19 protein-coding genes are annotated in these 19,217 nt (G+C 40.5%); 7 read left to right on the forward strand and 12 right to left on the reverse strand.

Annotated features, from left to right (window positions below; all coding sequences use genetic code 11):
- Nucleotides 1–3: 3 nt before the first annotated feature.
- The 3 genes from NSMS1_RS21015 to NSMS1_RS21025 all read right to left on the reverse strand — a co-directional run bounded on the left by NSMS1_RS21015 (nucleotide 4) and on the right by NSMS1_RS21025 (nucleotide 5,113).
- Complete coding sequence (locus NSMS1_RS21015) at nucleotides 4–705, reverse strand: chromophore lyase CpcT/CpeT (RefSeq protein WP_224086688.1); 702 nt, start codon at nucleotides 703–705, stop codon at nucleotides 4–6.
- Between the two features lie 374 nt (nucleotides 706–1,079).
- Nucleotides 1,080–2,573, reverse strand: a complete 1,494-nt coding sequence (locus tag NSMS1_RS21020) for a S10 family peptidase (protein WP_224086689.1) — start codon at nucleotides 2,571–2,573, stop codon at nucleotides 1,080–1,082.
- Between the two features lie 248 nt (nucleotides 2,574–2,821).
- On the reverse strand, nucleotides 2,822–5,113 hold the full coding sequence (locus tag NSMS1_RS21025) for an FUSC family protein (RefSeq protein WP_224086690.1): 2,292 nt from the start codon (nucleotides 5,111–5,113) through the stop codon (nucleotides 2,822–2,824).
- A 416-nt stretch (nucleotides 5,114–5,529) separates the two neighbouring features.
- Between NSMS1_RS21025 and NSMS1_RS21030 the strand changes: the two genes are divergently transcribed.
- Entirely contained in the window at nucleotides 5,530–5,880 is a 351-nt protein-coding gene (locus NSMS1_RS21030) for a hypothetical protein (RefSeq protein ID WP_224086691.1), read from the forward strand.
- A 233-nt stretch (nucleotides 5,881–6,113) separates the two neighbouring features.
- Here the strand turns inward: NSMS1_RS21030 and NSMS1_RS21035 are convergent, their stop codons facing one another.
- The 4 genes from NSMS1_RS21035 to NSMS1_RS21050 all read right to left on the reverse strand — a co-directional run bounded on the left by NSMS1_RS21035 (nucleotide 6,114) and on the right by NSMS1_RS21050 (nucleotide 8,740).
- A complete protein-coding gene (locus NSMS1_RS21035) occupies nucleotides 6,114–6,785 on the reverse strand; it encodes a phosphatase PAP2 family protein (protein ID WP_224086692.1) in 672 nt (223 codons plus the stop codon).
- 183 nt (nucleotides 6,786–6,968) lie between these two features.
- Nucleotides 6,969–7,181, reverse strand: coding sequence for a hypothetical protein (locus NSMS1_RS21040; protein WP_224086693.1), 213 nt, complete (start codon nucleotides 7,179–7,181; stop codon nucleotides 6,969–6,971).
- Between the two features lie 125 nt (nucleotides 7,182–7,306).
- A complete protein-coding gene (locus NSMS1_RS21045) occupies nucleotides 7,307–7,849 on the reverse strand; it encodes a GNAT family N-acetyltransferase (protein ID WP_224086694.1) in 543 nt (180 codons plus the stop codon).
- A 9-nt stretch (nucleotides 7,850–7,858) separates the two neighbouring features.
- Nucleotides 7,859–8,740, reverse strand: a complete 882-nt coding sequence (locus tag NSMS1_RS21050) for an alpha/beta fold hydrolase (protein WP_224086695.1) — start codon at nucleotides 8,738–8,740, stop codon at nucleotides 7,859–7,861.
- Nucleotides 8,741–8,874: 134 nt separating this feature from the next.
- Here NSMS1_RS21050 and NSMS1_RS21055 point away from each other — a divergent pair, with 134 nt between their 5' ends.
- Nucleotides 8,875–9,576: a PhoP regulatory network YrbL family protein gene (locus NSMS1_RS21055; RefSeq protein ID WP_224086696.1), complete on the forward strand. Its 702-nt coding sequence runs from the start codon at nucleotides 8,875–8,877 to the stop codon at nucleotides 9,574–9,576.
- Between the two features lie 171 nt (nucleotides 9,577–9,747).
- The gene (locus NSMS1_RS21060; RefSeq protein WP_224086697.1) at nucleotides 9,748–10,083 is read left to right on the forward strand and encodes a hypothetical protein; all 336 of its coding nucleotides are present in this window, start codon (nucleotides 9,748–9,750) and stop codon (nucleotides 10,081–10,083) included.
- A 9-nt stretch (nucleotides 10,084–10,092) separates the two neighbouring features.
- Here NSMS1_RS21060 and NSMS1_RS21065 read toward each other — a convergent pair whose 3' ends face one another.
- Together NSMS1_RS21065 and NSMS1_RS21070 are read right to left on the reverse strand one after the other, a co-directional pair.
- Nucleotides 10,093–11,073, reverse strand: a complete 981-nt coding sequence (locus NSMS1_RS21065) for an ABC transporter permease (protein WP_224086698.1) — start codon at nucleotides 11,071–11,073, stop codon at nucleotides 10,093–10,095.
- Nucleotides 11,074–11,278: 205 nt separating this feature from the next.
- On the reverse strand, nucleotides 11,279–11,767 hold the full coding sequence (locus tag NSMS1_RS21070) for a quercetin 2,3-dioxygenase (RefSeq protein WP_224086699.1): 489 nt from the start codon (nucleotides 11,765–11,767) through the stop codon (nucleotides 11,279–11,281).
- A gap of 909 nt (nucleotides 11,768–12,676) precedes the next feature.
- On the opposite strand from NSMS1_RS21070, the gene NSMS1_RS21075 reads away from it, so the two are divergent.
- Nucleotides 12,677–12,919, forward strand: coding sequence for a hypothetical protein (locus tag NSMS1_RS21075; RefSeq protein ID WP_224086700.1), 243 nt, complete (start codon nucleotides 12,677–12,679; stop codon nucleotides 12,917–12,919).
- 320 nt (nucleotides 12,920–13,239) lie between these two features.
- On the opposite strand, the gene NSMS1_RS21080 is transcribed toward NSMS1_RS21075, so the two are convergent.
- Entirely contained in the window at nucleotides 13,240–13,437 is a 198-nt protein-coding gene (locus NSMS1_RS21080; RefSeq protein ID WP_224086701.1) for a peptidoglycan-binding domain-containing protein, read from the reverse strand.
- A gap of 110 nt (nucleotides 13,438–13,547) precedes the next feature.
- Between NSMS1_RS21080 and NSMS1_RS21085 the strand changes: the two genes are divergently transcribed.
- Nucleotides 13,548–14,602, forward strand: a protein-coding gene (locus tag NSMS1_RS21085) for an IS630 family transposase (protein ID WP_224085966.1) whose coding sequence is annotated in 2 segments (ribosomal slippage) — nucleotides 13,548–13,940 and nucleotides 13,943–14,602 — 1,053 coding nt in all. Because the reading frame shifts where the segments join, the coding sequence is not laid out codon by codon here.
- A gap of 35 nt (nucleotides 14,603–14,637) precedes the next feature.
- Here NSMS1_RS21085 and NSMS1_RS21090 read toward each other — a convergent pair.
- Entirely contained in the window at nucleotides 14,638–15,204 is a 567-nt protein-coding gene (locus tag NSMS1_RS21090) for a GH25 family lysozyme (protein WP_224086702.1), read from the reverse strand.
- Nucleotides 15,205–15,790: 586 nt separating this feature from the next.
- On the opposite strand from NSMS1_RS21090, the gene glgX reads away from it, so the two are divergent.
- Complete coding sequence (gene glgX, locus NSMS1_RS21095) at nucleotides 15,791–17,917, forward strand: glycogen debranching protein GlgX (RefSeq protein ID WP_224086703.1); 2,127 nt, start codon at nucleotides 15,791–15,793, stop codon at nucleotides 17,915–17,917.
- A 259-nt stretch (nucleotides 17,918–18,176) separates the two neighbouring features.
- Here the strand turns inward: glgX and rpaB are convergent, their stop codons facing one another.
- Complete coding sequence (rpaB, locus tag NSMS1_RS21100; protein WP_224086704.1) at nucleotides 18,177–18,911, reverse strand: response regulator transcription factor RpaB; 735 nt, start codon at nucleotides 18,909–18,911, stop codon at nucleotides 18,177–18,179.
- 158 nt (nucleotides 18,912–19,069) lie between these two features.
- Here rpaB and NSMS1_RS21105 point away from each other — a divergent pair, with 158 nt between their 5' ends.
- A complete protein-coding gene (locus NSMS1_RS21105) occupies nucleotides 19,070–19,207 on the forward strand; it encodes a hypothetical protein (RefSeq protein ID WP_224086705.1) in 138 nt (45 codons plus the stop codon).
- The last annotated feature ends 10 nt before the right edge of the window (nucleotides 19,208–19,217 follow it).

A 19,217-nucleotide genomic window follows, 5' to 3' on the forward strand; every position in this document is an offset into this window, starting at 1 on the left:
ATATCAATTGTGTCGGCGGGAAATTGCTTTAGCTGAACCCCAAAGGCTAACAACTAATAACCCAATTATCAAGGAAGGTTCTGGTATCGGAGCTATTCTACGAAACTCTACAGGTGTAGCAAATAACAACTTACCATTAGATGCAAAAATTTGATCTAAAGAGTTAATGGAATTTGGGAAAATTGTGACACTAGAAACCACTTTGCCATTAGAACTAGTAGGGCAACCATTGGGAGCATTATTCCCTATGTAGCTATTCTGTTGCCAAAAAAGGTTTAACTCACAGCTTGTTTGCAATACCTGGCTATAATCAATAATCTGTTGTGATTGAGGTCGATTGCATAAACCACTATAAAGGCTGCTGGACTCAAAGCTACGAATGCTAAGATTTACTGACGAAGTTCCTGGCGAAAAAGAGTAAAGGCGAAAGCGATTAATACTTTTTTGCTCTAAATAAATGTTCTCTATCTCAGAGGTAGGGTTGGCATTTGTCAAGTCTACACTACAGCTTGATAAAGTAATTAATGGTATGGAAGGGTTGTTGGCTACTTGTTGAGAATTATCGAACAAACCTGTAAACCACTGTGCTACTTGTTTAACTTGTGTCTTTAATGGTGGCGCACTAATAGCATTAACTCGCGTGACCGGAGCAATTGTTAATACTGGAATTAGTGCTGTTAACGTATAGGCTTTATTTATATTCATAGTTAATCAAATCCTGGCAGTTTAAAATTATTTAACCATCTTTTAAATGTATTAATGCCGAAAAGAATGTTCAATTTACCTTCTTCTATAGGATTCCTACTTGATTTTCGAACAGATACGTAGATACGTAGGGTGTGTTAGCGACAGCGTAACGCACCTACCACCAAGGCTTTTGGTGCGTTACTTTATTTATATTCATAGTTAATCAAATCCTGGCAGTTTAAAATTATTTAACCATCTTTTAAATGTATTAATGCCGAAAAGAATGTTCAATTTACCTTCTATAACAAGTATGAAAGTATGTTCATGAGTTTGCTTACATTAGAGTGAGAGTTTTTTGCTAAAACTATTTTTAATGTTCTTTGAAACTGAACTTAGGCTGTTGCCTTGTGGTAAAAATCTTTCATTTGTGTCAACCATAAAGCGCGTGATTCATCCCAAGTGTAAAACATATGCCCTCCTGGAAAGGATTTTATTGTGATATTAGGACGAATTTGAGAATTTAATTTCATCAAATCCACTAGATGTTTAGAGGCAAAATAAGGTGTAACCAAATCGAAGAATCCATGAACGATGTAAACCTGCATGTAGGGGTTCAAAGTCATTCCTACACGTAGATCATCCACTGAGCCTAAAAAGCCCTGTTTGAACTCGCCTTTAAGATCAAATTTCCAAGCTTTAAATGTTTCCAAATTCAACAGACGGTAAGACAAGTCGGTTTCAACACCTAATGTATCCCGTAGGTGACTATTGATTGCCCCTGCAAACAGACGATCCAAACCATCAAGGGTAGGGTCACTGCCTTCATAACTCACACGAGAGGGGAAAGGATCTATTGCCGTAATTGAAGCGTCGTAAAGTCCGACAATTCTCTGTTGATCCCGTAGTAATTCTCTGGCAAAGATTTCAATGCCGACCCTTCCTTGTTGTCTCTCAACAACTGTTACAGGCAAGCCGATCAATCCTGCCATTTGCTCATAGGCAATCTGGCGCTCATCGCCTGTTACTACATCTCCCATTGCCAGAAGTGGAATTAGGGTTGTGCGTGCAAATTGTTCTGCTGCTGCTATGTGAGCTTGTAAATTACCTTCTTGCGCTGCCCATTGAACACGGTGATGATGCGCGGCGGCGGCGGCGAACGAAGGCATTACTGTTGCCCAAGCTGTCAGGTTGTAATCGCTACCCGCCAGCAGACTGAACTCTAAAGCAGGAGAAATCAAAATAGCTCCACAAAGACCAATACCAAATTCCTGTTGCAGCTTGCGGGCTAACCTAGCAACTCGAAAACCGCCGTAACTTTCTCCGGCAATAAAGATAGGGGATAACCATCGCTTATGACGAGAGAGAAATTGCCCAATAAATTCTCCTAGTGCTTTTAGGTCTCGCTCAACTTCCCAAAATTCTGTCTCCTTGGGTGTGTCCGTTTCCGAAGAATCGTCTTTATCGTTGTGTTTAATATCTTTATTTTGAGGTAAAATACGGCTAAAACCTGTGCCAATCGGATCTATGAATACTAGGTCTGTAAAGCTTAACCAACTTTCAGCATTATCTACTACCCGAACTGGAGGTTTGGGCAAGTTTCCACAATTATCAAAATAAACGCGCTTTGGGCCTAAAGCTCCCATGTGCAAGTATGCCGATGCTGCTCCTGGGCCACCATTGAAAACGAAAGTAAGCGGTCGTAGCGTTCCTTCTTCAACCTCGGCTATGTAAGCCACATGAAACATTTCGGCAACAGGTTTTTCATCTTCAAACAAGGTTTGCCATTGGGCCGTAGCAGTGTAGCGGATTTGTTGCCCATCAAGTAAGAGCGTTTGTTTAGTAATACTGGGCTTACGGTTTACGGGTGAGTTAGGAGTATCAACCATTTTGTCGTAGTTTGGTAACGGGTAGTGCAAACTGGCAATAGTGTAAAACTTTTCTGGATAAGCTATTTATGAGCAAAGCTAAATTAAAATTTTACTCGTTTTATTGTGTTTTCTAACATCAAAAATTTATTCATAATTTTTATGAGAATTTGCAATTTTTTGAATAAGTTAGAGATGCTCATTAATTCTTATTAATCAATTTATAACTTTACATCAGAGCGGATTGAGATTTTGGAGATAAACTTAACTTAAGGATTTAATGAATCTTGCATACGATTAATTACACAATGGATAACTTTAATCTCATTCACAATTCGCTCTAGTTCTATGGATAGGGGTGTTTGTTCTCGCACAGCTTGTAATGTGGAAGTGGAAGTATGGGGATTGATCCTTATTTGGGATAAACGAGCAGTATGTAAATTTTCAATTTGGTTGTGAATTACTTCTAGATACTCATTGAGTGCTGGGAACGGTTGGGGTGGCTGTCCCTTTTGGAGCGAATTTGCTAAATCTTCCAAAACTTGAATCATTGCGTTTGTAAGTTGCTGTAGTTCAATCAATTGATACCCACCGCTAAATTCTTGCAGATGTTCTGCCAGGGTTGTGACTGAACCAAAAAAGCCACGAATGTAGAGTATCAATGTCATGACAGGTTCAATTTCCCCTTGAATATGCCGGGGTTCACTGAATAATCTTTGGGCGGCGGCGGTAGCGTTAACGTTTTCTAGTGCTGCTTGATGGCGTAAGCTATTGATCATCGCCAAGGCATTATGTTGTGGCTCAAGGTAATTAGCGATAACTTGTTGAAAGTATGCAAGATTAGCTCGAATAGTCTTTTCTAGTTGCGTGGGAAGTTGCTGTCGTTCCCAACGAGGGAACAGAAAATAACTCCCAACTAGTGCTAAGAATCCTCCAGCTAGGCTATCCACAATACGCAATATTCCTACTTGCCATCCGCCTGCACTAATGAGGCTGAGTAGTAAGATGATGGCGGGGGTGAGCAAGATGGTAAATATGCTGTAGCTTAATGGACGTACCGACATGGCAATAAACACTAACAATAGCAAACATAGGGCGATCGCAATTTGATTTTTAACTAAAACAACCAGAACAATACCAATAATCCCACCCAAAATAGTACCGATAACTCTTTGCACCGTTGTCTGGTAAGTCCCGCCAAAGTTGGGTTTGAGTGCAACTAAGGCTGTTAGAGTTATCCAGTAACCTCTGGGTAGTTGTAATACTGAGGCGAGAAATTCCGCCAATGTTGTCATCAGTGCTAGGCGTAGCGCGTGACGAAAAATAACTGAATCAAAAGTTAAGTTATTTCGCAATAACTCCATAATTTGCCAACACATTAATCCAGGTTGAGGAGGAATATCTTCCTGAACAAGGCGGCGTTGTTTTCCTTGTCTTAAATCTGTAATGATCTCTGCATCAGTATGAATTTGCCCTGCCAAATTTACCAAACTGCTGGTAATTTTTCTTAAATGAATTAGATGACTATAGTCATCTGTCTGAGGGTAGGTTGTTTTGAGAACATGAGAGCGCAAAACTTGCCACTGATGTTGCAGTGCTTCAACGTTGCGGTCTAAATCCCCTAAATGAACTGAGTTTTTTCCTTGAGCGATCGCTTTTGAGATGATTTTTAGAGCGATCGCCAACTGTTCCATCACTTGTAGAATTTCTCTATGCAACTGAAAAAATAATTGGTGTTTAGAGGCGATCGCCAAAAGTTCCGTTAGGGCAACAATAGAATTAGCGATTTGATTGGCATCCTCAATTAACACCAGTAAATTTTGCCCCTGCTGGTTCGCACCTTTCTTTACAGTCCACATTGCTGTCCAGACACTACGGGCAGATGTCAAATTTTGAATTGCAGTATCATAAGCTTGTAAAAATTGTTCTGACCACTCCTGCTGATCTTGTGGATTTAAGACACTCTCCCTAGTCAAGTCTATAAGTTTACTTAACGAGACATAACACTTAGCTACTCCCTCCATGACAGGAGCCTGTGGACGCATCACCCAGGTTCCTAGTGATAATATAGTTGTCCATGTTCCCCCAGCTAGACATAGCGCACAGTGTTGCACAAGTGTTGAGAAATTAGTAAATGTAGCAAATTTAGCCAGTGCAATCACAAACATAATGGAAGTAACCAAGCTGACAGATGAGGCTACATTACCAAAAAGACCAGCTAAACCTGCAATAAATATCACAATAAATGTCGTCGGTACTGCTAACCACAGATGCCCACTCACTAGACTGGCAATTAAAAATACCGTAGTCACAGCAATAGTAGCTGCAATCATCGCCGTTAATTGCTGACGATATGTACCGTCAACATTTACCATACCAACAAACCAAGCCGCCATAGTAGCGATCGCACTTGCTGCTGCATTACCAGTTATGATCCCAATCCCAATAGGAACACCCAATATTAACAAGCTACGAAATCCATTAAGAATTGCAGGTTTACCCGGTTGGAGTTGAAACTGCTGCAATAACCAACTAAAAGGGCGTTTATCTGTAAATGGCATTTGTCTGAGGATTAGGGGCTAACAAAGCAGGAAGTACGGAACGAGAAAGAATAACTGTGGGGTTTTGACTAATGACTAATAACCAATCTATTTTCTAAGAATGAGAGCATCTAAGGAATATGCCCCAAGGTTTATAATTGATTTAGCGCTGCTGCTCCAATCAGATCAATGTCATAATTCTCTGAGTTAGAGCGCACACTTATAATACCGTCTACTTTCCAGGTCGCTATAGCTGTGGCTGAAACTACAGTGATTACTACTTTATTTTTTTATACTTTTAAATCAACATAAATATTTGATTTAACTCCAATACATTTCAATAGCGAATTTGCTAGGAGATATTCTTGTCAAAAATCAACTCTTGTTTATCTATCAAGTTAAAACTTCACCGTATGGTTATTGGAAGCATACTACTCATGTTGTCCATCACAGCCTGCAATCACTCGGCCAATTCACAAACATCATTCGCCAATCATCCATCGGTGGCAAATTCCTCAGTTGAGTCCAATTCTACTTCACCACCTGTTTCTGCCACTCAAAACCCTACAGATACCAACTCCCTGCAACAACAAGCAGTCCAAGTCATTCATGAGTATTATAATGCGATCGCTGCTCAAGACTATCAAAAAGCCTACTTGATTTGGGATGGGAATGGATCGGCTAGTAAACAATCTTTTGAGCAGTTCAAGCAAGGTTTTGCTGACACCGCATCAGTTGCTGAAGAAATTGGAAAACCAAGTCAAATCCAAGGCGGGGCTGGTTCTTGATATATTGAAATTCCTGTTACTATTACCTCTGTAACTACCAATGGAACTCCGCAGCGATTTTCAGGAACTTATTCGCTGCGACGAGTCAATAATGTTCCTGGCTCAACTGAACAGCAGCGTAGATGGCATATCTACTCGGCGAATATCTCTCCGGTTAAATAATAGGAAAAGTTGGTTAACTTTGGGGATGGGTGTCAACTCTATTAGGTGCGTAGGGAGCAGGAAATCTAATGCTACCGGGAAATTTTTCGGCTCACTGTGTGAGGATTTATCAGCAAACTGACTCCAACTGTCCAACCCAATGATACCATCCATCCTGCTAGTACATCAGAAGGATAGTGGACTCCCAAATATAACCGCGTCCATCCAATAACTAAAACAAACATAGTTCCCACAATTACAACGAACCAACGCCAACGACTATTCCAACTTAAAATTACCAAAGCAACTACAAAGGTCATACTAGCCATTGCATGACCACTGGGAAAACCATAATCTAATTCAGGTGCAGGTGAAGTCCAAAGATGAGGTCGTACTCGGTGCAACAATAACTTAGTGCTGCGATTCAGAATCCCACTACCAACCAAGGTAAACAGAAAAAATTCTAATGCACGCCACCTGCGTCGAAATATTAACAATAGTATAGTTACAATTGATGCCGGAACTACGCCCCAAAAAACTCCCAGATTTGTTAAATATGACACAAAAACATCTAGTTGAGGTCGAGCAGTACGGTGAATAGCTAAAAGAATAGGGACATCAAAGAAAAATCCCTGTTCCTCCCAGACATCTTCTGCCAAGTCTCCAAATATCACAAAAGGAACAATTACGCCAACTAATAACAGAACTACCGCCTGACGACGGGGCGTTAATTGTTGTTGAAGCCAAGAAAACAATGATTGCAATTGGATTAAGTGTGTAGATTAAAATAATCTTGGGGTATCGCTTGTTTTATCTGCCAAGTACAAGTAAATATTGTAAACCAGAGCCACCAGTCGCTGCTCTTGGGCGAAGTGATCTCTTAATGGTGTCAATTAGTCGAACTCACGTTAATTGCTAAAAAAACTAGCAGCGCAAAGTTTGCCATTCTAGAAAAAAAAGACGGGTTTGACCCCGCCTAAATAGCTTGAAAGTGGCAATACACCTTGGAATTTAGAAAATAGGTTAATAAATTTAATAAATTGCCAACAACGGTTATCTAACCGTGCTGAGGATATAAAAATATCAATCCTGGCAATTTCTACAAAAGTATCACAGGCGATTTCGGCAAAGTTGCCAAAATGCCCAAACTTAAGAAGCATTATTGATTCTCATCTATTTTTATACACGAATAGACATTGATCAGGGTTTGACTGTTTATACTGGTTCAAAAAATCTTTGCAAAACATTCATTATCTGTAGGGGCTTAAGCCCTGACTACAAACCTTTAATTTGTAATAGCTTCTTGCATTGCTGCCAAATCTAATTTCATTTTTAAAGATATACCACCTACTCGGTTAACAGTTTCACTACCAGGAATGATTTGCCAACCCAAGCGTTGATATAAACGCAAAGCTGGGTTTGATTTTCTGCTACTTAACGATATGGAAGGATGAACAACTTTAGCGGCTGCAATTAAATGGGTAATTAATTTTGTTCCTATACCTTGATTTCTATATTCTGGCAGAACGGCGATCGCTAGTTCGGGTGTTTGGTCATCAATATAACCATACCCTTGATTGTTTTTGGTGAACAAGCGCAACCATGCAGCCCCTACAGATACATCACTATTAACTAAGGTAGCAGCAAAACCTATGTCACCCGGCAAACCCCAATTTTCTACATACTTGAGTAACTCAGGATGATTCATCGCATCCTGCACCGTCAAATTACTTTCTTCTGCTAGATGTGCTGCTTCATAAAGCATCTGCCACAAAAAAGGTTCGTCTTGTTGTGTCAGTGGATGAATTACATAGTTCAGATTTTCCACAACCATTGCTCAAGTAAGAGAAACATCAGACTTCAGTTTGGCAAGAATATCTCTAGCCCTCGTCCAAAGAATTGAACCCCCTTGTTGAGGATCTACAATATGTGAAACATTGGGTAGGCGTAACGCCAAGGTTGCACCAAAATCAGGGGAGTGAACCGTACTGGTATCTAAAGCACCATACCACAAATCTACAGGAACATTGATATCCTCTAGTTTTATCGGCCAGTGACTCAGGGCATTTACAAGGTCGCGTGCGTATCCGTTTGCACCCTGAGCAAAACCTTCCTGCAAAGCTTGTTGGTATGCTTGAGCGAATATATCACTTTGGTATATTAGCCCATCGCATTCTGCACTCATACTAATAATTAACTGCCACAGTCCATCTGCTGTAGCTATCTGTGCAAATTGCCGCTCGAACTCTACAGGATCTTGTTGAATAGCGGTAACTATTCTAGCAACATCAGGATGCAGAAGCGGTTTTAAGCTTGGGTGGGAAAGTTCATCTTGTCCTGACACAATTGCTATAGCTTTTACTAGTCCGCATCCAGCCAGAGTGAAAGCAAACGGTGCGCCTTGAGAAAAACCAACGGCGAGAACATTATCGAGATGATGAGCTTGAATAAACTCTTGTATGTCATCTGCCCAAGAGGATAAAGTTTTTTGAGGATGAGGAGTAGACAAACCCAAGCCAGGGCGATCGATGGCAATAAGCTTCAAGCCTAATTCTGAGAGATAGCTAGCACCAAAACCCAGCCATCCGCTCATTCCTGCCCCTGTACAAAACAGAACGGGAACTCCATCAACAGGCCCCCATTCAGACCACGCCAACTTACGACCATCGTTAAGCTGCATCGCTGTTTGTCTTTCGGGCGGTGTGACAAAGTTATTCATGCTTTGATGGCAAATTTACTGAATTTAATGTTATTTCTATGCACAATTGAAACACAATTCAGTTACACTGTTGCCGTAATTGTTGAATTTGAGCAAGTAGTTTACTTTGTTGTTTGGGGCTAAATACTGCCGACATGAACACATCATTGCCACAACCTTTTCAAGCAAGTATTTATCAAACACTCCTACCTAGTTTACAAATTAGAAGTGTCAATCCCCGTGATCCAATTGAAGTTTGCTATGTTCCCCAGCCTTGGCAGCTACTAGGTAGAGGAAATTATGCAGCAGTATTCTATCATCCTGATTACCCTAACTATGTAGTAAAAATTTATGCTCCTAGACGACCAGGCTATGAAGAAGAAGTAGAAGTCTACCGCCGTCTAGGTTCTCATCCAGCATTTTCTGAGTGTTTGTATGCTAAAGATGGCTTTTTGGTTTTGAAGCGGCTTTATGGAACCACACTTTACGATTGTATGCACTTAGGTTTACCAATTCCTCAGCAAGTAATACGGGATATTGATGAAGCCCTGAACTACGCCAAAAAGCAAGGACTCTATCCCCATGATGTCCACGGACGTAATGTGATGATGCACGAAGGACGAGGATTGGTTGTAGACGTTTCCGATTTTCTGCACCAAGAATCTTGTTCAAAATGGGTCAACCTCAAAAGGGCTTATTACTGGTTTTATCTCCCTGTGTTACGCCCTCTGCGATTACGTGTACCATACTCGGCTTTAGATGGAGTGCGCAAATCTTATCGTTTCATAACTAATTGCATACACTTGTTGAATCAACTAGTCTTAAAAGTAAACTTTTTCAAATATTTAAAGCTTTAGTAGTTTTATATCCCTAATGGCAGAAATGATTCCATAATTAGCTTGTATAATAGTAAGAAGAGCTAAATATATGATATTCAAAAATTATTTATTAATCACTAAATCTGTTAGTAAAGAAAATCTCCATAACACAATAATTCTAAATAAAACTGCATGGAGTATTGATCACCAATGAAATTACGAATACCATTCATTATTCTCGCCATAGGCTTAGGAATTTATGCTTCTGGAAAGGCTAACGCTGATCAGATATCTCAAAATCAACAGTACTTATACCAACAAACAAGACCCTTGAATCAACAATCAACTTCTCAAAAATTATGGGAGAGTTTTAGACAACAGCAAGACCAATATAGATTACAACAGCAACAGCGACTCGATCAATTTCGTTTCCAGGATCAAATCAGGCAACAGCAAAATGTGCCAATGGGGATGGATCAATTAAGACAACAGCAAAATCAACAGATGGACACTTTGAGATTACAACAACAACTACAGCAAAGATAGCCGCCAAGATTAACGCTTCTGTGCGATACGTTTTTGAAAGAGTACAACCAGAAGTAATAATGCACCACGAAGCACAAGCTGCCACCAAGGGGTAATAGTTCCCTCAAGATTTAAGAGATTGTACATCATTCCTAGTAAGAGTACACCGATGAGCGTCGGGAATACACTACCCTGACCTCCTGAGAGAAATGTTCCACCCATAACAGTGGCAGCGATCGCATCTGTTTCCCAACCAAAGCCAGCCACGGGTTGAGCCGCCCCTAAACGACCTGCCAGCACCACACCAGCCAATCCCGACAGCAACCCGCTAAATGTGTAAACTACCAGTTTCACTCGGTTTGGGTTCACCCCCATAAGTCGAGAAGCTTCCTCATTATTACCAATAGCGAATATGTGCAGACCTAAGCGGCTTCTGTACAGTATAAACCAAGTGGCAAAATATAAAAGTGCAACTATCAGCACTGGGACAGGAAACCAACTTATAAAGCCCCTGCCGAGCCACACCAACCCCGATGCGGTCGAGGATATAGCAATCGACCTCTCTTGAGTAAGGCTTAACGCTAGTCCTCTGGCCGCACTAGCAGTAAATAACGTGACAACAAATGGTTGCAGCCGTGCGCGGGACACCAAAAGACCATTGACCGCTCCCAGTAGCGCAGTGCTGGCAATGCCGCAGGCGATCGCTACAAAGCTTCCTTGTCCAGCCAACATGGCCGCAACTACACCACCCAAAGCCGCCAGCGAACCTACAGACAAATCAATTCCCTCGCTGAGAATCACCACAGTCATACCCAGCGCTACCAATGCCAGCATACTGTTTTGGCGCATGATGTTCATTAGATTGAGCGGTGTGAGGAAGGTTTCATAACGAAACGATGCAAACACAGCCAAACTCAGAAGAATGATTAGCACACCTTGGGAGCTAAGAAGCTTGCCAAAACGCTGCAACAACCGCCAACCCGCAAGTGAGACAGACCTAGTAGTAGTCATGACCTGTTATATCTCCTCATAGCTTTTTTATCATCTGTTTAGTCATCGAAAATGCGGGGGCTAATAAATGCGTATTAATGCTACTGCGAGACAATCGCTTGCTAATTGAAGGGTCAATTATTGATGGAAAACAACCCTAACACCTTGGCAATGCAACTCAATTTTAGGCGAAGGTACAGAGTTTATTATTCAAATTCCTATGTTATTAAACATCAGTTTCAGGTAAAACAATTCTAATGCCATACTCAGGAGCTATTGCTAATATTCTGTCAATCACTTCCTGAGTTATAGGTAACGGAGAAGCTGATGAGTTTTCTACTTTTACGCCCACTCTAGCGAAAAATTTTTCTAGTCCGCCTGGCGCAATCAGTATGAGCATTTTAGCTGGTACTGAACCAATATTTCTAAAACTATGCAGTTGACCTTTAGGAGAATTTAAAAATGTTCCAGGGGTAGCCACAATTGTTTGGTCATCTAGACTAAACTCGATTGAGCCTTCTTGAATATAGAATGCTTCATCCTCTCGGCTATGAATATGAGGAGGAGGCCCTGCCTGTGGAGCAACTACTACTTCAAACAGTGCATACTTGCCATTCGTTTGTTCACTATTAGCTTTAACAGTGACTACATCACCAGCTACAGAATAAGAATCACCTTCACCTGAGTATGATAAAATACCATGCGCTAATGTCATCCTTGTACTCTCCTGATTAATCTATTTAACAGGTTATACCTCTTACTCAAATAAGAAACACAAAACAAGGGCATAATTAACACTTTTAAATTATCAATCGATTTTGTAAAGCTAATCTGTAAATTACATTCTAAGCTCAAATTTTTATTAGAAATAAAAAACTGCCATGCTCTTTGATTTTTAATAGACCACTTCAAGAGCATGGCTCATAATAATTCCTTCTGTTCATAGGCATCGCCAAACCATTCGGTCTATTGACATTAAGCCGTGCTTACTAATTTCCATAAGAATTAATAGGATAAAAAGTATTCTATATAGGAATCCGATTTGATTTCTGTATCCCTTACGGGAGCGTAGCCATAAAAATCTCAGTATTTGTAGGATGGGCAATGCCCACCGTATCATATCTTTGGCGCTGCATTGCCCAACGCCACTTGCTTTATGTCGGGAAACCCGCCCAACGCAGTGGCTCCCCTACGTATATTTCAAAAATCAAGTATTAGTCCTATGTCTTTAAATTGATATTCTGATGTTTGCCAAAAAGTGGTATTAATACTAAGTTGCGTTCAGAAATAGTATTCCTACTCCCCACTCCCTACTCCCTACTCCCAGCCCAAGTTACTATCTTTGATTGCAACTTGGTATAAGTTAGGTTTAATTTAGGGGCTAAATATTTTCCTACTTAATTCACCTCAAAACTTATGAATAAAGTCATACCGGAATCATGACTTTATTCCTTTGGATCTAAGCAGTTACTATTTTAAAGTAATAACAACAGAGCAAAAACAGATAATTTATTGTAAGAACAACACTTACTTTAATTCTCTAAATTATGTAAGGCAAAATGTTCATCAATAATTAATCAATGCTCTCAATACTACAGGCAAATCAATTGGAAGGGATTTGAATATGAAACGTTTTTTATTAGGTACGCTGCTGGCTTTGCCATTTGCAATTTCTGCATTACCATCACAGGTATCAGCAGCACAAGTTATTGTCCGACCAGAGGTTCGTAGAGCTACTGTTATACGTAAACCCGTTGTTGCCAGATTTCAACGTAAGTTAATTCCTGCTCATTGGGAAACTGTTCGGCGTGGTAATAGATGGGTTAGAGTTCGAGTTCCCGCTCGTTATGTGAATATCAGAGTTTAATTTTTAAATAAATTTAGACTAACAATTATACTAAAATTGTTAGTTCCAAACAGCCTTTAAAGGCAAAAAAGAAGAAGGAATGCTATTCCTTCTTCTCTTTTATAAAGGCACAAGTCCATAAAGTCGATTTCCTAACAACTTGATTGGCAATTACAAGATGTCAAGCAAAACTTAACTTACTTGGATTTGTTCTAAAGCGAATGTCCATCTTTTTAAAAGTACACCTTTTAGAGAAGTTTTTCTTAATTCCCATACCAACTCAGCCACCCCCAACACACTACCCTAACTAGATTTAATCTTAACAAGCGTGCCATTCCGCTCTAAATCCACAATAAAGTTACCCAAGTTTTTATCCCAACAATCCCATCTGCTTGCAAACCTTTGGATGTTTGAAAACTAATAACGGCCGTTCTAACTTGCTCAGAGAAATGCCCATCAACAGCATCAGTATATAACCCAATATCTGTAAGTTGCTGTTGTAATTGCTTGACTCTTAATCCAGAATCACCTTGTTGCAATTCTTTAAACCTATTTAGATCGGCTTTACCACTAAGTAGAACAAGGTGAAAAAACCAAAGTGTGTAAAGATAAGTAAATACATAAATGTGTCTACCAAGGTAACAGGGATATGGGCAGCCGTTTAAGGGTATTTCTGACTCCTAAGCAAGATAAAATTTTGTTCAACCTGAGAACGGCAGATGTACCCCAGAAAGTGAAAGACCGAGCCGAAGTGATCAGATTAAGCGCACATGGTTGGTACGTAGAGAAGATAGCAGATCACTTTGACTGGACTGCCCAAACAGTAAGAGAAGTTTTGCATAGATGGGAAAAACAAGGTCTAGAAGGACTGTGGGAGAAAGCAGGGCGGGGAGGAAAATCAAGGTGGGCAGAAGCTGACATGGCGTTCTTAGAAAAATGCTTGGAGCAAGAACCACGTACATATAATAGTGTTCAATTAGCCCAAAAATTAGAGCAAGAACGCTCCGTGAAATTGAGTCCTGACTGGTTAAGGCAGGTACTCAAAAAAAGGGGGTCATTTGGAAGCGAACTAGAAAAAGCCACAAAGGAAAGCAAGACAAAGTATTGCAGCAAATCAAACAGGCAGACTTAGAGATGTTGGAATTATCTGCTGCTGCTGGAGAAATCGATTTAAAGTATATGGATGAATCAGGGTTTTGTGCCTGGAGTGAACCCAGTTACAGTTACTACTTCCGAGGTCAGCAAAAACGCCTGGAGCAGAGTAAGCGTCGGGGTCGAAGGTTAAGTATTATTGGGTTTCTTCAACCCCTAATTAGTTTTGTGTACGGTCTAGTGATTGGTGGCGTTTCACGCAAATCCTATATTCAAATGATGGAGCTTGAAGCACTTGAAGCCCAAAAAGCAGGTCGTATCAGAGTCATCGTTCAGGACAACGGCCCGATACATCGGTGCAAAGAAGTTCAGCAATTATGGACAAAGTGGGAAGAGATGGGTTTGTACATCTTCTTTTTACCTAAATATTGCTCAGAGATGAATCCAATTGAATTGGAGTGGCAACACCTGAAAAAAAATGAACTAGCTTCTCAAAGTTTTGAGGATGAATTAGACCTTGCCTATGCTGTCATTGATGGAGTTCAAAATAGAGGAGAAAAGGGAAACTACAGTACGCAACGTGTAAAATTTAACTCTTATTCTTCTGCTTAATTCTTTGTTACATACTTATAAATTTTCTCCACGACTTACTTAACACCAGGTACGCCAGGTACATTCTCTTGAAATTGATGGATAAGATAATCTCCTTGCCAAGGGCTAGGAATTTTTGGAGACTGAGTTGTGTAATGTGCAATCCATAGTTGGTAAGCAGCAAAATCAGAAGGATTACCAAGTTCTTCCCAAAAGCCAGGGTATGTATAAATAATGGGTTTGATTATTTTCCCTGTCTGTTGTTTTAGTTCATTTTCTACTTCTGTTAACCATTGCTTCGCTGCATTAATTACAGTTTTTCGATCTACTCCATCATTTATCTCTATATCTAACACTGGTGGCAAGTCTCCAGTTTCCAAATTACCCACAGTGTTTAAAAATTCATGTGCTTGTTTAACAGGGTCAGATGTATGTGGGTGAAAGAAATGATAGGCCCCGCGAATAACACCAGCAGCTTTCATATTTTGCCAGTTATGAGCAAATGCAGGGTCTTTGACAGTAACACCTTCTGTCGCTTTGACAAAGGCAAAAGTCTTACCAGAATTTCTGACTGCTGTCCAATCTACTTTGCCGTCTTGGCCCGCTACATCAATACCAAACATAAAATTCCTCTTGTTTTTTCAAAAATTAACTCTTCAATGATAAAAATATGCCGCAAAAGCAGGAGTTTTGAACCTGATTCCGGGTAATGCCTCTATTTTGGTCAAGCCCTCTATTGCGATCGCAATGCTAGGGATTTGCAATTTTTCTTTGGTCAGTTCAAGCATAATACTAAGTGCAGTACATCCTGACACCAATACAAATTTTTGGTGATAGGTGGTGTGAAGGCAGAGTATTTGAAGTTCGGGAGGGTTGAGCAGTTAAATTTGATTTAAGTAAGGATTATGATTTTGTTTACGAGTCTGCTCTTGGAAAATTGCATAAACAGCTTTTTTCGTAAATATGTATAACGGCTGACATATTTTTACACATTATGGTAGATGCCAAATTTCGCTATTTTCATGTAAATTCTTAAATTTAAAAGCCATAGTAAATAAACTTCTGAAGCCAATTTATCAATCATCTAAGTAGTAAAATTTTTGATATTATTTTTGGCTGAAATCGTTAGATATATTTTACTTGGATTACCACTGATAACGTCTAAAAATTCGTTATTCATAGCAAAAATTACTGATCGGAACTTTATTTATGTATGTAGCTGTCTGGCCAGGGAATGTATATCCTTTAGGCGCAACTTGGGATGGAAAAGGCACAAATTTTGCTTTGTTTTCAGAGAATGCTACAGGTGTAGAACTTTGTTTATTTGATAGTCATGGTCATGAAAACCGCGTACCTTTAACAGAAAAAAACAACTTTGTTTGGCACGCTTATCTACCAGGAGTAGGCCCAGGACAGCGTTACGGGTTTAGGGTTCATGGAGCTTGGGTTCCTGAAGTTGGTCATCGTTTTAACGCTAATAAACTACTAATTGACCCCTATGCCAAAGCTATTGAAGGTGAAATTCACGATCACCCAGCTATTTTCAGCTATTGTTTAGATGCCCCAGAAACAGACCTGACTTTTTCCGATTTAGATAGCGCTCAAATGATGCCCAAGTGTATTGTTATCGATGAATCCTTTGATTGGGGAGATGACACACTACTGCGTAGACCGTGGCACGAAACCATTATTTACGAAACTCACGTTAGAGGCTTTACTCAGCTACACCCAGACATTCCTGAACAGCTACGCGGTACTTATGCCGGACTGGCTCATCCTGCGGCAATTCAATATCTGCAACAACTAGGAATAACGGCTGTAGAATTGATGCCTGTACATCACTTTTTATCCCGCCCCGGTTTTTTAGTTGATAAAGGACTCAAAAATTATTGGGGTTACGATTCCATCAATTATTTCACTCCCTACTCTGGTTATAGTGCTAGTGGTACTCTAGGGCAGCAAGTAACCGAGTTCAAGCAGATGGTCAAGGATTTACACTCTGCTGGAATTGAGGTGATTTTAGATGTCGTCTACAACCATACTGGTGAAGGCAATCATTTAGGCCCCTCACTATCGCTACGAGGTATTGACAATAGCGTGTACTACCGCTTAGTCAGAGATGATCCTCGCTACTACATGGACTTTACTGGTTGTGGTAATTCTCTGAACGTGCGTCATTCCCAAGTTCTCAAATTAATTATGGATAGCCTGCGCTATTGGGTAATAGAGATGCACGTTGATGGTTTTCGCTTTGATTTGGCTTCAGCATTAGCGCGAGAACTGTATGAAGTAGATAACTTAGCCGCTTTCTTTGATATTATTCATCAAGACCCAGTATTAGCAGATGTCAAGCTGATTGCTGAACCTTGGGACTTGGGAGAAGGCGGCTATCAGGTAGGTAATTTTCCCTTACGCTGGTCTGAGTGGAATGGCAGATATCGTGATACTGTGCGCGATTTTTGGCGTGGTGAAGATGATAGCCTGGGACAATTTGCTTACTGTTTTACTGGTAGTCCTGATCTGTATCAAACTAACGGACGCAATCCCCATGCCAGTATTAATTTTATCACTGCCCACGATGGTTTTACTCTCAACGATTTGGTCAGTTACAACCAAAAGCATAACGAGGCGAACGGCGAAGATAACCGAGATGGAGAAAGCCACAACAGGTCTTGGAATTGTGGTATGGAAGGGGAAACTGATGACTTAGAGGTAGTTCGCTTGCGCGATCGCCAGCGACGCAACTTATTGGCAACTCTGATGCTGTCTCAAGGTGTTCCCATGCTCTTAGCCGGGGATGAAGTTGGGCGTTCTCAGAAGGGTAACAATAACGTATACTGCCAAGACAATGAAATTTCCTGGCTTGACTGGAGTTTACAAAATTCCAATGCCGAACTCTTAAACTTTACTCGTGAACTCATCTATTTTCGTCATCAGCATCCAGTATTTAGACGGCGAAAGTGGTTTCAAGGTAGACCAATTCATGGTTTCGGCATCAGTGATATTGGTTGGTTCAATGCTGATGGTACGGAAATGACCGAAAAGCAGTGGCTAGTTAGTTATGCCAAGGTCATGCAAATTTTCTTGAATGGCGAGGGTATTATCACTCCAGGTTCCCGTGGCGAACGTATTATTGATGAAAGTTTTTTGCTCTTGTTTAACGCTCACTACGAGATGATTGACTTTACCTTACCCAATGTTTTCCAAGATAGAGAATGGGAAATGGTGATTAATACTAACGAAGCTCGATTTATTGAACCAGGAAAATTTATTCTAAGTGAGCAAAGCATACCAGTGACAGAGCGCTCAATTATAGTTTTGCGCCGTCTCACTTAACAAATAAGAAAGTTAGGACTTACGCATGAGAAAAATCAAGGGTTTCTTCCCCCTGATCCTTGCTCCCCTGCCTACAAAGTGATGGGATATTTTTTTAGTGGGAAGTCCCTTACCTCGGTGCGTAAGTCCTATTAGCTTGTCTTTTTACTCCAGAGATACGCCTATCAATTTGAGATTGTCTACCCTGAAAAGGGTAATATCTAGGCTCAGGATATGGCAAACTTCACTATTGGCGACTAAGTAGAGGCAGTTTACAGTTTCATAGCTCATTTTCTGATTGAGTAATTCTTTGGAAAAGATAGCCAGTACCTCTGGTTGTCAAAATAAATTCTGGATTATTGGGGTCAGTTTCTAACTTCGAGCGTAATCTGGATATATGCACATCCACGACACGAGTATCCGCATGTTGTTCTGCGCCGTATCCCCATATCTGCTGTAAAATCTCTCCACGGGAAAATGATTTTCCATTGTGACTCACCAGTAACTCTAACAGGCTGTACTCTAATCCTGTGAGTCTAATGCGTTCATTACCTCTGTAAACTTGTCGTTTATTCGTGTAAATTTTGAGATTGTCTATTTCGATTATGCCTGAGTCGGGAATCCCGTCACTAGTTGTCTTTCTAGAGCGTCGCCTCAATATTGAGCGAATCCTTGACTCTAATTCTTTTGGAGAAAAGGGTTTGGCAATGTAATCATCTGCTCCTAATTCCAAACCTGTGATCCTGTCTGCAACGTCTGACAAGGCTGTAAGCATGATAATCGGCACATCCGATTCTTTACGTAATTCCTGACAAACACCGTAGCCGTCTAATTTAGGCATCATGACATCAAGAACTACTAAGTCTGGAGAAGAAGCACGAAAAGTTGTTAACGCTTCTTCCCCATCAGAGGCTGTTACTACATCGTAGCCAATCATTAAAAGCCGCGTCTCTAAAATCCGGCGAATGCTTGCTTCGTCGTCTACCACCAGAATTTTTTCTGCACTACTTTCCAACTTCAGGAGCGCTCCAAGGAGATGAAAAATTAACTCATTTCTATCATGTCCGAACTAATAAATTTTGCCACTGTTGCTGCAACATATCTTATTTATGGTTTCACTTGGCTGGTTGATTCAAGTGTATACCTCTAGGCTTATTAAAACTCACTAAAAACGTGTCAGCGCTCGTAAATTCCCACCAGCCGCGCCTGTTCAATCACATTGTCTGCGATCGCATCAAGCAGTTCCTCACGGTTCATCTTTGGCTTTATGACGATTTAACTGGTTGGTCGCTAACTTCTGCAATTGACTGACTATATTGGT

Source organism: Nostoc sp. MS1 (assembly GCF_019976755.1).
Classification (GTDB): domain Bacteria; phylum Cyanobacteriota; class Cyanobacteriia; order Cyanobacteriales; family Nostocaceae; genus Trichormus.

Bases quoted from the DNA above. Each gene is read 5' to 3' on its own strand.
- NSMS1_RS21060 (WP_224086697.1), top strand. From the start codon at position 9,748: ATGAAATTACGAATACCATTCATTATTCTCGCCATAGGCTTAGGAATT.
- NSMS1_RS21090 (WP_224086702.1), bottom strand. From the start codon at position 15,204: ATGTTTGGTATTGATGTAGCGGGCCAAGACGGCAAAGTAGATTGGACA.
- NSMS1_RS21065 (WP_224086698.1), bottom strand. From the start codon at position 11,073: ATGACTACTACTAGGTCTGTCTCACTTGCGGGTTGGCGGTTGTTGCAG.
- glgX (WP_224086703.1), top strand. From the start codon at position 15,791: ATGTATGTAGCTGTCTGGCCAGGGAATGTATATCCTTTAGGCGCAACT.
- NSMS1_RS21075 (WP_224086700.1), top strand. From the start codon at position 12,677: ATGAAACGTTTTTTATTAGGTACGCTGCTGGCTTTGCCATTTGCAATT.
- NSMS1_RS21055 (WP_224086696.1), top strand. From the start codon at position 8,875: ATGAACACATCATTGCCACAACCTTTTCAAGCAAGTATTTATCAAACA.
- NSMS1_RS21050 (WP_224086695.1), bottom strand. From the start codon at position 8,740: ATGAATAACTTTGTCACACCGCCCGAAAGACAAACAGCGATGCAGCTT.
- NSMS1_RS21040 (WP_224086693.1), bottom strand. From the start codon at position 7,181: ATGCTTCTTAAGTTTGGGCATTTTGGCAACTTTGCCGAAATCGCCTGT.
- NSMS1_RS21015 (WP_224086688.1), bottom strand. From the start codon at position 705: ATGAATATAAATAAAGCCTATACGTTAACAGCACTAATTCCAGTATTA.
- NSMS1_RS21030 (WP_224086691.1), top strand. From the start codon at position 5,530: ATGTTGTCCATCACAGCCTGCAATCACTCGGCCAATTCACAAACATCA.
- NSMS1_RS21070 (WP_224086699.1), bottom strand. From the start codon at position 11,767: ATGACATTAGCGCATGGTATTTTATCATACTCAGGTGAAGGTGATTCT.
- NSMS1_RS21020 (WP_224086689.1), bottom strand. From the start codon at position 2,573: ATGGTTGATACTCCTAACTCACCCGTAAACCGTAAGCCCAGTATTACT.
- NSMS1_RS21025 (WP_224086690.1), bottom strand. From the start codon at position 5,113: ATGCCATTTACAGATAAACGCCCTTTTAGTTGGTTATTGCAGCAGTTT.